Below are 12,932 nucleotides of genomic sequence, written 5' to 3'. Positions count from 1 at the left end.
TTGCTGACGCCGCTTTTATGCTTGCCAGCGCCCCGCTGATTGCTTATTGAAAGATAAAGCTGGATAATATTTCAGCAATATTGACGGATGCATGAGACGAACGCCGGGAAGCGGGCAGTGGCGGAGGTAGTAAACAGTGTTAACTCGTGATTTCTTAATGAATGCGGATTGTAAGACAGCGTTTGGCGCTATTGAGGAATCGCTACTCTGGTCGGCAGAACAACGCGCAGCCTCGCTGGCGGCGACGCTGGCCTGCCGCCCGGATGATGGCTCAGTATGGATCTTTGGCTACGGTTCGCTTATCTGGAACCCGGCGCTCAATTATCGCGAGTCCTGCACCGGCACGCTGCCGGGCTGGCACCGCGCGTTTTGCCTGCGGTTGACCGCCGGGCGCGGGAGCGCCTGCCAGCCGGGACGTATGCTGGCCCTGAAAGAGGGCGGTCGAACCACCGGCGTCGCTTATCGTCTGCCGGACGACACGCTGGAAGAAGAGCTGACGCTGCTGTGGAAACGGGAGATGATTACCGGCTGCTATCTGCCCACCTGGTGCAAGCTGGAGCTGGACGACGGGCGGACGGTAAATGCGCTGGTGTTTATTATGGATCCGCGTCATCCGCTGTTTGAGCCGGATACCAGCGCCCAGGTCATTGCTCCGCTGATCGCCCGGGCCAGCGGGCCGCTCGGCACCAACGCTCAGTACCTGTTTTCGCTGGAACAGGCGTTGAGTAAGCTCGGGATGCACGACGCCAGTCTTGATGATCTGGTGGCCAGCGTCCGCGCGCTGTTGGGCGACAGCCCGACGCCGGGCCTGGCCTGAGCGCGCGGAAAAGAAAAACGCCCGGCATGGCCGGGCGTGTGTTAAGGCAGTGACTGTCAGGCCGGAACGTAGCTGATGGAGTGCTCCAGTGACTGGCTGTGACTGTCGATAAGCACGTTCCAGGTGCCGCTGTAGGGCACCGTCAGATAGGCGCTGTCCCGATCCTGCACGCTCAGAATATCCGCATGGCTGTCGCCAGGAACCTTCGCGCTCATCAGATGAATATGGCAGCGCTCTGAGCAACGCACCACCAGCGTGTCACCGCCAAACAACGTCAAACTTGCTTTTACCATCGCCATTTTTGTACCCCGTTTCTGTCCCGCTACAGCATCCTGCCCACCCAGTCCTCGCGTGATATTGTTCACACTTTGCTCTGTGCATCACACCAAACGGCGCGGGTCGGGATGCTGATTTTGATCAAAAAAAGGGATAAAGATTAAACAAAAATGACGTTGTTCCTGAAAGCATTCAGCTAACGTTTTTTTTACCTCTTCAGGCGGCGAAACCTGATATTTCCTGCCGTTCGGCGGCGCAGATTTAGAAGGTCAGCACTTTATCTGCCGCCAGGGTCCACTGGGCCAGCTCAACGAGAGTGCCAACCTCCACCCCATCAACCAGCGGCAGTGCGCTGACCCCGCGGCCGTCCGCGCAGGTCTTGCACAGCTTCACGGGAACCTGCTGGGCGGTGAGGATCTCCAGCATCTGCTGCACATTATACCCTTCCGCCGGCTTCTGCCCGTGCAGCCCGGCGGTGACGGCGTCGGACATCAAAAACAGCTTGAGATCGAGGTCGGACTGCTGTTCGCGCAGGGCAATGGCCAGGCGCAGGCTGTTGAACAGGGATTCACTGCCGTAGGCGGCGCCGTTGGCGATAATCACAATACGTTGCATACAAACTCCTTCTTAAAGGCACGGTTATTGCTTTACCGCAGTATAAAGCGTTAACCCGGAGGAGGGGTATGAATAATACGACTGGTCACGCGGACGAGGCGACGGCCTGGCTGCAGCTGGCGCGCCGCCTGCAAAAACAACAGCTTCAGCAACTTGCCCGGCTGGGCGAGCTGGCAAGTCAGCTCAGCGCGCTGGTGCATATGCTGCAGTGCGAGCGCGGGGCGTCGAATATTTTTCTTTGCTCGGGCGGTCAGCTGTACGCGGCGGAGTGTCGGGCGGGTGGGGCGCTGGTTGATGAGCGGCTGGCCTTGTTCTATGCCGCCCTCGAACGGGCGCGCGCGGTCGCCGGCAGCGCGCTGTGCTGGCGCATCGCCCGGGCGGTCGGCGATCTGGCGCAGCTCCCGGCGCTGCGTGAGCAGGTCAGCCGTCGGCAGGTCGCCGCTGAAGCCGCGACGGAGCAGTTCAGCCGTATTATCCGCCATCTGCTGAATATCGTCCCGCAGCTCAATGACAGCATTGACGACCCGTCGGTAGCCGGGCGTATGGTCGCCCTGTACAGCTTTATGCAGGGAAAAGAGCTGGTGGGCCAGGAGCGCGCGCTGGGAGCATTGGGCTTTACCCGCGGCGAGTTCAGCGACAGCCTGCGCCAGCAGCTGGTGGACCGTATTGATGGTCAGCAGCCCTGCTTTGACAGCTTCCAGGCGCTGGGCAGTCCGGCGACGGTCCAGCTGTTTACGACCGAGTGCCAGGCCGGTCTGGACATCGAGCAACTGCGGCGGATCGCCTGCACCCGCCAGCCGGCGGCGGACGGCGGGGAAACGGCGCTGCGCTGGTTCGGCCTGCAAACCCAGCGGCTTGAGCAACTGCGCGAAGTGGAAGAGCAACTGATCGACGATCTGCTGGACGCCACCGACGCGCTGTTAGAAGACGACGCGCCTGGCTGGCTGGCCGGGGAGGAGAGCGACAGCGTGACGCCGCGGCTGGATAAACAGCTGCTGCCGCTGGTGCGCCAGCAGGCCTATGAGCTGCAACAGCTCTCCAGCCAGCTGGCTTCGCTGAAAGACGCGCTCGAGGAACGCAAGCTGATCGAAAAAGCGAAAAGCCTGCTGATGACTCACCAGGGGATGCCGGAGGAGCAGGCCTGGCAGACGCTGCGCAAGATGGCCATGGACAAGAATCAGCGGATGGTTGAGATAGCCCGCGCGCTGCTGATGGTGAAGGCGATCTGGCCATTAACCCCAAAGGAGTAGATGCACAATCGATGGGCATTCGCTGCCTGTCGGCGGTGCACTTTTGCCTGACAAATCGACCAGAGCGAAAGGAAAAGCCCGCCAGCGCGCCATAGCCAAAGCTGGCATCCCCTTTGCATTAGCATTAGTGAGTGAATAAAAGTCCGGGCGACGAACCAATGGCGGTTCGGGTGTCCGTGGATAAAGGCGTCCTGCAGTGCATATGCACTGTCGGGCGCTTTTTTTTTGCGCGTGTGGAGCGGATATGAGCGATAAGTTTTCAATTTCACGGCGGCGCTTGCTGCAGGCAGGGGCCGCGCTGGGCGGCGCGATGCTGCTGCCGGGCGTGATGCAGGCCGCATGGGCCGGCGGCTCGGACAGACCGGAGCAAACCACCGTGCGGGTAGGGTTTATTCCGCTGACCGACTGTGCGCCGCTGGCTATCGCCGCAGCGAAGGGGTTTGACAAAAAATATGGCATTACCCTGGCGCCGAGTAAGGAGGCCAGCTGGGCGGCGGTGCGCGACAAGCTGGTGGCCGGTGAACTGGACGCGGCGCATATTCTCTATGGCCTGCTGTACGGTCTTGAACTGGGGATCGCCAGCAAGCCGCAGGCGATGGCTAATCTGATGACCCTCAACCGCAATGGTCAGGCCCTCACCCTCTCCAGCGAACTGCAGGAGAAAGGGGTGACCGACCTCGGCGGACTGAAACGGCTGATCGACCGCAGCGCGCCGGGCAGCTACACCTTCGCCCATACCTTTCCCACCGGCACCCATGCCATGTGGCTTTACTACTGGCTGGCGAGCGCCGGCATCGATCCCTTTAACGATGTGCGCACCGTCGTGGTGCCGCCGCCGCAGATGGTGATGAACATGCGCATCGGCAATATGAGCGGCTTTTGCGTCGGCGAGCCGTGGAACGCCCGCGCCATTAACGACCGTATCGGCTTCACCGCGGCCACTTCCCAGGATATCTGGCCTGAGCATCCGGAAAAGGTGCTGGGCGCCCGTCGCGACTGGGTGGAACGCCACCCGAACACCGCCCGCGCGCTGGTGGCGGCCCTGATGGAGGCGCAGCGCTGGATCGCCGCCTCGGCGGAGAACACCCGGGAGACGGCCCGCCTGCTCGCCAGACGCGGCTGGCTCAATACCAAAGAGCAGTACCTCACTGGCCGGATGCTTGGGGAGTATGACAACGGCCTCGGCCGCCGCTGGCAGGATGCCCATCCGATGCGCTTTTACGCCGAGGGAGAGGTGAGCTTCCCCTGGCTGTCGGACGGGATGTGGTTCCTCACCCAGTTTCGTCGCTGGGGGCTGCTGAAGCAGGCTCCGGATTACCTCGCGGTGGCGTCGCGTCTTAACCGCATCGACGTCTGGCAGGCGGCCGCCCAGGCGGTCGGCGGGATCAGCACACCGGCGGCCACGATGCGCAGCAGCACACTGATGGACGGTACGGTCTGGAACGGGTCTGACCCGGAAGGCTACGCCCGCCATTTCGCTATTCAACGTAAGGGGGCATGAGATGAAGCAGGCACAACGTAAGCAACCGGTCGTCAGCGTGGAGAACGCGCCTGGCGAAGTCATTATCCTGCCGCCGGTGCAGGTCCGGCGCACCACGCCGACCGTCACGCGCTGGCTGCGTGAGCTCACCCAGCGCCTGCTGCCCCCGCTGCTGGGGCTGGGGGTGCTGCTGCTGGCCTGGCAGCTGGCGGCGATGCACAGCAAAGGCTTTCCCACCCCGCTGAGCACGCTGGACTCGGCGCTGACGCTGTTTGCCGATCCGTTCTATCAGGACGGGCCGAATGACATGGGGATCGGCTGGAACGTGCTGGCCTCCCTGCAGCGCGTGGCGGTGGGCTTCGGCCTGGCGGCGCTGGCGGGCATTCCGCTGGGGTTTTTGATCGGCCGCTCGCTGTTCTTCGCCCGCATGTTTAATCCGCTGATTGCTCTGCTGCGCCCGGTCAGCCCGCTGGCCTGGCTGCCGATTGGCCTGCTGCTGTTCCAGAAGGCGGAGCCAGCCTCCAGCTGGACCATTTTTATCTGCTCCATCTGGCCGATGGTGATCAACACCGCGGAAGGCGTGCGGCGGATCCCGCAGGACTATCTCAACGTCGCCCGCGTCCTCCAGCTCTCAGAGTGGACGGTGATGCGCAAAATTCTCTTTCCGGCGGTGCTGCCGGCGGTGCTCACCGGCGTGCGCCTCTCCATCGGCATCGCCTGGCTGGTGATCGTGGCGGCGGAAATGCTCACCGGCGGGCTGGGGATCGGCTTCTGGATCTGGAACGAGTGGAACAACCTCAATGTGGAAAACATCATCATCGCCATCGTCATTATCGGCGTCGTCGGCCTGCTGCTGGAGCAGGGCCTGATGCTGCTCGCCCGCCGCTTTAGCTGGCAGGACAAATAAGGAGCCAATATGAAACCATTAATTCAGGTGCAGGCCGTCAGCCAGCGCTTCAACACCGCCAGCGGCGAGTTTCTGGCGCTACAGAATGTCTCCTTCGATATCGTCGAAGGGGAGACCATTAGCCTGATCGGCCACTCGGGGTGCGGAAAATCGACCCTGCTGAATCTGATCGCCGGGATCACGACCCCTACCGAGGGCGGACTGCTGTGCGATAACCGGGAAATCGCCGGGCCCGGGCCGGAGCGGGCGGTGGTTTTCCAGAACCACTCGCTGCTGCCGTGGCTGAGCTGTTTCGACAATGTGGCGCTGGCGGTGGATCAGGTGTTCCGTCGCACCATGAGCAAGCATGAGCGTCGGGAGTGGATTGAACACAACCTCGCGCGCGTGCAGATGAGTCATGCGCTGCATAAACGGCCCGGGGAGATCTCCGGCGGCATGAAGCAGCGGGTGGGTATCGCCCGGGCGCTGGCGATGAAGCCGAAAGTGCTGCTGCTTGATGAGCCCTTCGGCGCCCTGGACGCGCTGACCCGCGCTCACCTCCAGGACACGGTGATGCATATCCAGCAGGAGCTCAATACCACCATCGTCATGATCACCCACGACGTTGATGAAGCGGTGCTGCTTTCCGACAGGGTGCTGATGATGACCAACGGCCCGGCGGCGACGGTCGGCGAGATCCTCGCGGTCGATCTGCCGCGTCCGCGCCATCGCGTTCAGCTGGCGGACGACAGCCGGTACCACCATCTGCGCCAGCAGATCCTCCATTTCCTGTATGAAAAACAGCCGAAAGCGGCATAAGGAGGCGGTCATGACGCGGCGACTGGTGGTGATCGGTAACGGCATGGCGGCCACCCGGCTGGTGCAGCGGCTGGTTGAGCGCGACCCTGCGCGGTTTGCCATTACCGTCGTCGGCGACGAGCCGCACCCGGCCTATAACCGCATCCAGCTCTCGCCGCTGCTGGCTGGCGAAAAAACGGCCTCACAGATCCCGTTGCTGCCGGCGGAGTGGTACACCCGGCACGGGGTGTGTCTGCGGTCTGGCGAGGCGGTGGATGAAGTGGATGTTGCGCAACGGCGGCTGCGCATCGCTGACGCCTGGCTGCCGTGGGACGAGCTGGTTTTCGCCACCGGCTCGCGGCCCTTTATCCCGCCGCTGCCGGGCATTGATCGTCCGCAGGTTATGCCCTTCCGCACCCTGGCGGACGTGGAACGTATTCTGGCGATACCCGGCCCGGCGGTGGTGATTGGCGGTGGGGTTCTGGGCGTGGAGGCGGCGGCGGCGCTGCGTCGCCGCGGCGGGGAGGTCACACTCCTGCATCGCGGCAGCGGCTTAATGGCGCCGCTGATCGACGCCTTTGCCGCCGATGAGCTCAGGCAGCAGCTTGAAGCGCGCGGTATTCGCTGCGTGCTGGAGTGCCGGATCGCCGCCATCGACGCCGACGGCGTGCGGCTGGCGGACGGGCGCGTATTCCGCGCCGCCAGAGTGGTGCTGGCGACCGGCGTGCAGCCCAACAGCCGTCTGGCGGCGCAGTCCGGCGTGCTGTGCCAGCAGGGGATCGTGGTTGACCGCCAGATGGCCGCCTCGCTGCCGGGGCTCAGCGCCATTGGCGAGTGTTGCGAAATTGACGGCCAGACCTGGGGGCTGGTGGCTCCCTGCCTGCGCCAAGCCGAGGTGCTGGCGGATCGCCTGTGCGGCGCCCCCGGCGCGGGCTTTGTCTGGCAGGACGCCGGGACCCGCCTGAAGGTCACCGGCATTGAACTCTTTAGCGTCGGCGAACAGCAGGCCGGCGAACAGGATGACATCTATACCAGCTGGGATCCCATCGACCGGCACTATCGTCGCCTGCTGCTGCGCGACGGCCGCCTGCGCGGCGTGCTGCTGATGGGCGACTGTACCGCCGCCGCCGCGCTCACCGCGCGCCTGGAAAGCGACGAGCCCGCCACCGCGGACTGGCTTTTTGACCCTTCTTCAACGCAGCCGCAGGCTGCAGGAATAATGACGATGACGAAACCTGTATTAGTGCTGGTGGGACATGGCATGGTCGGCCACCATTTTCTCGAACAATGCGTGAGCCGCAACCTGCATCAGCAATATCGTATCGTGGTGTTTGGCGAAGAGCGTTACGCCGCCTACGACCGGGTGCATCTCTCCGAATATTTCGCCGGACGCAGCGCCGAATCGCTGTCGCTGGTGGCCGATGATTTCTTTCACCAGCACGGCATCGAACTCCGCCTCGGCAAGGCGGTGGCGACGATCGACCGCGACGCGCGGCTGGTGCGGGACGCCGAGGGGCATGAAACTCACTGGGATAAACTGGTGCTGGCGACCGGCTCCTATCCCTTTGTTCCGCCGATCCCTGGCAACGATCTCGACGGGTGCTTTGTCTATCGCACCCTTGACGATCTCGACCGTATCGCCGCCCATGCCGCCGCGGCGAAGACCGGGGTGGTGATCGGGGGCGGCCTGCTCGGGCTGGAGGCCGCCAACGCCCTGAAACAGCTGGGGCTGGAGACGCACGTGGTGGAGTTTGCCCCGAACCTGATGGCCGTCCAGTTGGATAACGGCGGGGCGGCGATGCTGCGGGAGAAGATCGTCGCCCTCGGCGTGGGGGTGCATACCAGCAAAGCCACCACCGCCATCGTGCGCGAGGCCGATGGCCTGCGGCTGAACTTTGCCGACGGCGGCACGCTGGCGGCCGACATGGTGGTCTTCTCGGCAGGGATCCGCCCGCAGGACGCGCTGGCCCGCGGCTGCGCGCTGCAGGTTGGCGAGCGCGGGGGGATTGGCATCGACGGCCAGTGCCGCACCACTGACCCGGACGTGCTGGCGATAGGCGAATGCGCCCTGTGGGATAATAAAATTTACGGCCTGGTGGCGCCGGGTTATCAGATGGCGCGGATCGCCGCGGCCACCCTCGCAGGAGAGGACGCCTGCTTTAGCGGCGCCGACATGAGCACCAAACTGAAGCTGCTGGGGGTTGACGTAGCCTCGTTTGGCGATGCGCAGGGGCGCACGCCGGGCTGCCAGAGCTATCAATGGACCGACGGTCCGCAGCAGGTTTACAAAAAAATCGTCGTCAGTCAGGACGGCAAAGCCCTGCTTGGCGGCGTGTTGGTGGGGGACGCCAGCGACTACGCCACGCTGCTGCAGATGATGCTGAACGGCATGGCGCTGCCGCCGCGTCCGGAGAGCCTGATCCTGCCGGCGCTGGAGGGGGCCGCGCCGAAGGCGCTGGGGGTGGCGGCGCTGCCCGACAGCGCGCCGATCTGCTCCTGCCATAGCGTCAGCAAAGGCGATATCTGCCAGGCGGTGAACAATGGCGCGGGGGATATGGCGGCGATAAAAAGCTGCACCAGAGCGGCCACCGGCTGCGGCGGCTGCAGCGCGCTGGTGAAACAGGTGATGGAGCACCAGCTGGCGGCGCAGGGCGTCGAAGTGAAAAAAGACGTCTGCGAGCATTTCCCGTGGTCGCGTCAGGAGATCTACCATCTGGTGCGGGTCAACCATATCCATACCTTCGAGCAGCTCATTAGCCGCTACGGCCAGGGGCACGGCTGCGAGGTTTGTAAACCGCTGGTGGCCTCGGTGCTGGCCTCCTGCTGGAACGAATACCTGCTGAAGCCGGCGCACCTGCCGCTGCAGGATACCAACGACCGCTATTTCGCCAACATTCAGAAGGACGGCACCTATTCGGTGGTGCCGCGGATGGCGGCGGGGGAAGTGACGCCGGACGGGCTGATCGCCATCGGGCAGATCGCCAAACGTTACCAGCTCTACAGCAAAGTGACCGGCGGCCAGCGCATCGACCTGTTTGGCGCACGGCTGGAACAGCTGCCGGCGATCTGGCGCGAGCTGGCCGACGCCGGGTTTGAAACCGGCCACGCCTATGGCAAGTCGCTGCGCACGGTGAAGTCCTGCGTCGGCGCAACCTGGTGTCGCTACGGCGTGCAGGACTCCACCGGGCTCGCGGTGCGGCTCGAGCATCGCTATAAAGGGCTGCGCGCCCCGCACAAAATCAAGATGGCGGTCTCCGGCTGCACCCGCGAATGCGCCGAAGCCCAGGGCAAAGATATCGGGGTGATTGCCACCGACAAAGGCTGGAATCTCTACGTCTGCGGCAACGGCGGAATGAAGCCGCGTCACGCCGACCTGTTTGCCAGCGACCTCGACGAAGCGACGCTGATCCGCAGCATCGATCGTCTGCTGATGTTCTATATCCGCACCGCCGATCGCCTGCAGCGGACCAGCACCTGGATGGACAACCTGGAGGGCGGCGTGGCCTACCTGCGGCAGGTGGTGCTGGAGGATAGCCTCGGCATTGGCGAGGAGCTGGAACAGGAGATGGCCCGCATCGTCGACAGCTACCAGTGCGAGTGGCAGACTACGCTCAACGATCCCCAGCGCCTGGCGCTGTTCCGCTCCTTCGTGAACAGCGACCAGCCCGACGAGGCGGTGCAGCGCCACGATCTGCGCGGTCAGCCGCAGCCGTTGCCTGCTGAAGCGTTGCCCGAAGGCGAACTCCCATCCCGGCCGTGGCAGGCGATTTGCGACCTTGACGCCATCCCGGCGCAGGCGGGGATCGGCGCCCGGTTAGGGGAGCGGCAGATCGCCCTGTTCCGCTTCGGCGATCGGGTGTATGCCCTGGACAACCGCGAGCCGGGCAGCGCGGCCAACGTGCTGTCGCGGGGGCTGTTAGGGGACGTCGGCGGGGAACCGGTGGTGATCTCCCCGCTGTACAAACAGCGGATTCGCCTGCGCGACGGCTGGCCGTGCGACGGCGGTGAACAGGCAGTGCGCGCCTGGCCGGTGAAAGTGGAAAACGGCAAAGTGTGGGTGGGCAGCCAGCAGCTGCTGGCGCGAGCGGAGGCCTCCTGATGAAGACCATCCGAACGACCTGTCCCTACTGCGGCGTAGGCTGCGGCGTGCTGGCGAGCGTGGATGACGCGGGTCAGGTGAGCGTGCGCGGCGACGAACAGCACCCGGCCAACCTCGGCCGCCTGTGCGTCAAAGGGGCGGCACTAGGGGAGACCACGGGCCTGGCGGGGCGGCTGCTGGCGCCGGAGGTGGACGGCCAGCCGGTGGCCTGGTCTCAGGCGCTGGCGGAGACCGCTTCCCGCCTGCAACAGGTTATCGACCAGCACGGTCCGCAGGCGGTGGCCTTCTACGCCTCCGGCCAGCTGTTAACGGAGGATTACTATGCCGCCAACAAGCTGATGAAGGGATTTATCGGCGCGGCGAACATCGACACCAATTCGCGGCTGTGCATGTCGTCGGCGGTAACCGGCTACAAGCGGGCCTTTGGCGCCGACGTGGTGCCCTGTAGCTATGAGGATGTGGAAAACAGCGATCTGGTGGTGCTGGTCGGCTCGAACGCCGCCTGGGCGCACCCGGTGCTGTACCAGCGTCTGGCGCAGGCGAAGCGGGATAATCCCCGGCTACAGATCGTGGCGATAGACCCCCGGCGCACCGCCACCTGCGAAATCGCCGATCGCCATCTGGCGCTGGCGCCGGGAAGCGACGGCGGGCTGTTCGTGGGGTTGCTTAACGCCCTGGCGCAGGCCGGGGCCTGCGTCGACGGTTTTCGCGACGGCCCGCAGGCGCTGGCCGCCGCCCGCGGCTGGGACGTGGCGAAAGTGGCGGCTTTTTGCGGCCTGCCCGCCGATGAGGTGGCGGGTTTCTATCGCGATTTTATCGCCGCCCCGCGGGCCATCACCCTCTACACCATGGGAATTAACCAGTCAGCCAGCGGCAGCGACAAATGTAATGCCATCATCAACGTCCATCTGGCCAGCGGAAAGTATGGCCGCCGCGGCTGCGGCCCCTTTTCGCTGACCGGTCAACCCAACGCCATGGGCGGGCGCGAAGTCGGCGGGTTGGCGACGATGCTGGCGGCGCACATGGATTTTGTGCCAGACGATCTGCAGCGGCTGGCCCGCTTTTGGGGAACCGAGCGGCTGGCGCAGACCCCGGGGCTGACCGCCGTGGAGCTGTTTGCCGCCATCGGCCGCGGCGAGGTGAAAGCGGTGTGGATCATGGGCACCAACCCGGTGGTGTCGCTCCCCGACAGCCACGCGGTGAGCCAGGCGCTGGCCGGCTGTCCGCTGGTGATCGTCTCGGATGTCGCCGCTGAGACGGATACCGGACAATTCGCCCACATTCGCTTTCCGGCGCTGGCCTGGGGCGAGAAAAATGGCACGGTCACCAACTCGGAGCGGCGCATCTCCCGTCAGCGTAGCTTCCTGCCGCCGCCGGGGGAGGCGAAAGCGGACTGGTGGATCATCGCCAGAGTGGGGCAGGCGCTGGGGTATCGCGAGGCGTTTGCCTGGCAGCATCCGCATGACGTCTTCCGCGAGCATGCGGCGCTGTCCGGTTTCGAAAACGACGGCCAGCGGGCGTTTGATATCGGCGCGCTGGCGGATCTCAGCCGCGAGGCTTGGGACGCCATGGCGCCGGTACGCTGGCCGGTCAGCCGCCGCCGCGCCGCCTGGGATGTTACGCGCGGCTGGCATAGCGATGGCAGGCTGCGGATGGTGCCAGTGACGCCTCAGCCGACCCGGGCGGCAACCGATGTCTTTTATCCGCTGATCCTCAACAGCGGGCGGATCCGCGATCAGTGGCACACCATGACCCGCACCGGCGCCGTGCCGCGGCTGATGCAGCATATCGCGGAGCCGGTGGTGGAGGTGGCGCCGCAGGACGCCGTTCGCTACCAGCTTGTCGCCGGCGGGCTGGCGCGGATCTGGTCGCGCCATGGGGTGATGGTGGCGAAAGTGGCGATCAGCGAAGGCCAGCGCCCCGGCTCGCTGTTTGTCCCAATGCACTGGAACAATCAGTTCGCCCGCCAGGGGCGGGTGAATAATCTGCTGGCCGCCGTCACGGACCCCCATTCCGCCCAGCCGGAGAGTAAACAGGCGGCGGTGGCCATCGCCCCCTGGCAGCCTGCCTGGCATAGCGAACTGTTTTGTCGCGAACCGCTGCCGTTTCCTGCGGCCTGGCACTGGCGGCGGCGGGCGGCGGCGGGCGTATTGCACTACTCGCTGGCCGGGGAGGCGTCAGCCCGACAGTGGCTCAGCGTCTGGTGCGCGCAGCGCGGCTGGCAGCTGCAGATAGCAGACGGCGGCGCGGTGTGGAACCTGCTGGCGTGGCATCAGGGGAGGCTGATGCTGGGCTGGTGGAGCGATGCGCGCGAGCCGGCGGTGGATAGCGCAGGGATAAGCGCCGCCTTCGCCGCGCCGCCGTCCGACGCCGCCCGGCGCCATGCGTTGCTCAGCGGCCGACCGGACGCCGCCGCCGCGCCGCCGGGGCGGATCGTCTGCAGCTGTTTTGGGGTGGGGGAGCGGGCGATCGGCGAGGCCATCGCCAGCGGCTGCGCCAGCGTTGGGGCTTTGGGCGCCAGGCTTAAGTGCGGGACCAACTGCGGCTCCTGCGTGCCGGAGCTCAACGCGCTGCTGACGGCGCAACCGGCCCGCGCCGGGGCGTAACGGCGCGGCGGCACCTTCTGTGGTTGGGCGACTATTTGCCCAACCGGTTTCAGCATATTCCTGGAATTGTCCGCAGGGCTGCGGGAGAAGGGAAAAAACGATAAA

General features: G+C 65.0%; 9 protein-coding genes. 7 read left to right on the top strand and 2 right to left on the bottom strand.

Features of this window, described 5'->3' with window-relative positions; genetic code table 11:
• The first annotated feature begins 136 nt into the window (after positions 1-136).
• Entirely contained in the window at positions 137-817 is a 681-nt protein-coding gene (locus AC6CWS_RS19785; protein WP_023290144.1) for a gamma-glutamylcyclotransferase, read from the top strand.
• A 56-nt stretch (positions 818-873) separates the two neighbouring features.
• Here the strand turns inward: AC6CWS_RS19785 and AC6CWS_RS19780 are convergent, their stop codons facing one another.
• Together AC6CWS_RS19780 and AC6CWS_RS19775 are read right to left on the bottom strand one after the other, a co-directional pair.
• The gene (locus AC6CWS_RS19780) at positions 874-1,116 is read right to left on the bottom strand and encodes a DUF1883 domain-containing protein (protein WP_002910387.1); all 243 of its coding nucleotides are present in this window, start codon (positions 1,114-1,116) and stop codon (positions 874-876) included.
• A 238-nt stretch (positions 1,117-1,354) separates the two neighbouring features.
• Positions 1,355-1,708: a DsrE/DsrF/TusD sulfur relay family protein gene (locus tag AC6CWS_RS19775; RefSeq protein ID WP_065881265.1), complete on the bottom strand. Its 354-nt coding sequence runs from the start codon at positions 1,706-1,708 to the stop codon at positions 1,355-1,357.
• A gap of 68 nt (positions 1,709-1,776) precedes the next feature.
• Between AC6CWS_RS19775 and nasR the strand changes: the two genes are divergently transcribed.
• The 6 genes from nasR (at position 1,777) to AC6CWS_RS19745 (ending at position 12,827) form a co-directional block, all read left to right on the top strand.
• On the top strand, positions 1,777-2,958 hold the full coding sequence (gene nasR, locus AC6CWS_RS19770; RefSeq protein WP_044523872.1) for a nitrate regulatory protein NasR: 1,182 nt from the start codon (positions 1,777-1,779) through the stop codon (positions 2,956-2,958).
• 244 nt (positions 2,959-3,202) lie between these two features.
• Positions 3,203-4,459: a CmpA/NrtA family ABC transporter substrate-binding protein gene (locus tag AC6CWS_RS19765; protein ID WP_065881268.1), complete on the top strand. Its 1,257-nt coding sequence runs from the start codon at positions 3,203-3,205 to the stop codon at positions 4,457-4,459.
• Position 4,460: 1 nt separating this feature from the next.
• Positions 4,461-5,345, top strand: a complete 885-nt coding sequence (gene ntrB / locus AC6CWS_RS19760) for a nitrate ABC transporter permease (protein ID WP_032453295.1) — start codon at positions 4,461-4,463, stop codon at positions 5,343-5,345.
• 9 nt (positions 5,346-5,354) lie between these two features.
• Positions 5,355-6,143, top strand: a complete 789-nt coding sequence (locus AC6CWS_RS19755; protein ID WP_023290140.1) for an ABC transporter ATP-binding protein — start codon at positions 5,355-5,357, stop codon at positions 6,141-6,143.
• Between the two features lie 10 nt (positions 6,144-6,153).
• Positions 6,154-10,221: a nitrite reductase large subunit NirB gene (nirB, locus tag AC6CWS_RS19750; protein WP_498256432.1), complete on the top strand. Its 4,068-nt coding sequence runs from the start codon at positions 6,154-6,156 to the stop codon at positions 10,219-10,221.
• On the top strand, positions 10,221-12,827 hold the full coding sequence (locus AC6CWS_RS19745) for a nitrate reductase (protein ID WP_065881272.1): 2,607 nt from the start codon (positions 10,221-10,223) through the stop codon (positions 12,825-12,827). Before nirB ends, AC6CWS_RS19745 begins: the two co-directional genes overlap by 1 nt.
• The last annotated feature ends 105 nt before the right edge of the window (positions 12,828-12,932 follow it).

Source organism: Klebsiella sp. M041, from assembly GCF_059759695.1.
The sequence above is the reverse complement of the archived record's forward strand: the minus strand, read 5'-3'. Positions and strand labels throughout refer to the sequence as shown.

What these genes read in the sequence shown, in the direction of transcription:
- AC6CWS_RS19780 (WP_002910387.1), bottom strand. Translation starts at nt 1,116, where the DNA reads ATGGCGATGGTAAAAGCAAGTTTGACGTTGTTTGGCGGTGACACGCTG.
- AC6CWS_RS19775 (WP_065881265.1), bottom strand. Translation starts at nt 1,708, where the DNA reads ATGCAACGTATTGTGATTATCGCCAACGGCGCCGCCTACGGCAGTGAA.
- nasR (WP_044523872.1), top strand. Translation starts at nt 1,777, where the DNA reads ATGAATAATACGACTGGTCACGCGGACGAGGCGACGGCCTGGCTGCAG.
- AC6CWS_RS19765 (WP_065881268.1), top strand. Translation starts at nt 3,203, where the DNA reads ATGAGCGATAAGTTTTCAATTTCACGGCGGCGCTTGCTGCAGGCAGGG.
- ntrB (WP_032453295.1), top strand. Translation starts at nt 4,461, where the DNA reads ATGAAGCAGGCACAACGTAAGCAACCGGTCGTCAGCGTGGAGAACGCG.
- AC6CWS_RS19755 (WP_023290140.1), top strand. Translation starts at nt 5,355, where the DNA reads ATGAAACCATTAATTCAGGTGCAGGCCGTCAGCCAGCGCTTCAACACC.
- nirB (WP_498256432.1), top strand. Translation starts at nt 6,154, where the DNA reads ATGACGCGGCGACTGGTGGTGATCGGTAACGGCATGGCGGCCACCCGG.
- AC6CWS_RS19745 (WP_065881272.1), top strand. Translation starts at nt 10,221, where the DNA reads ATGAAGACCATCCGAACGACCTGTCCCTACTGCGGCGTAGGCTGCGGC.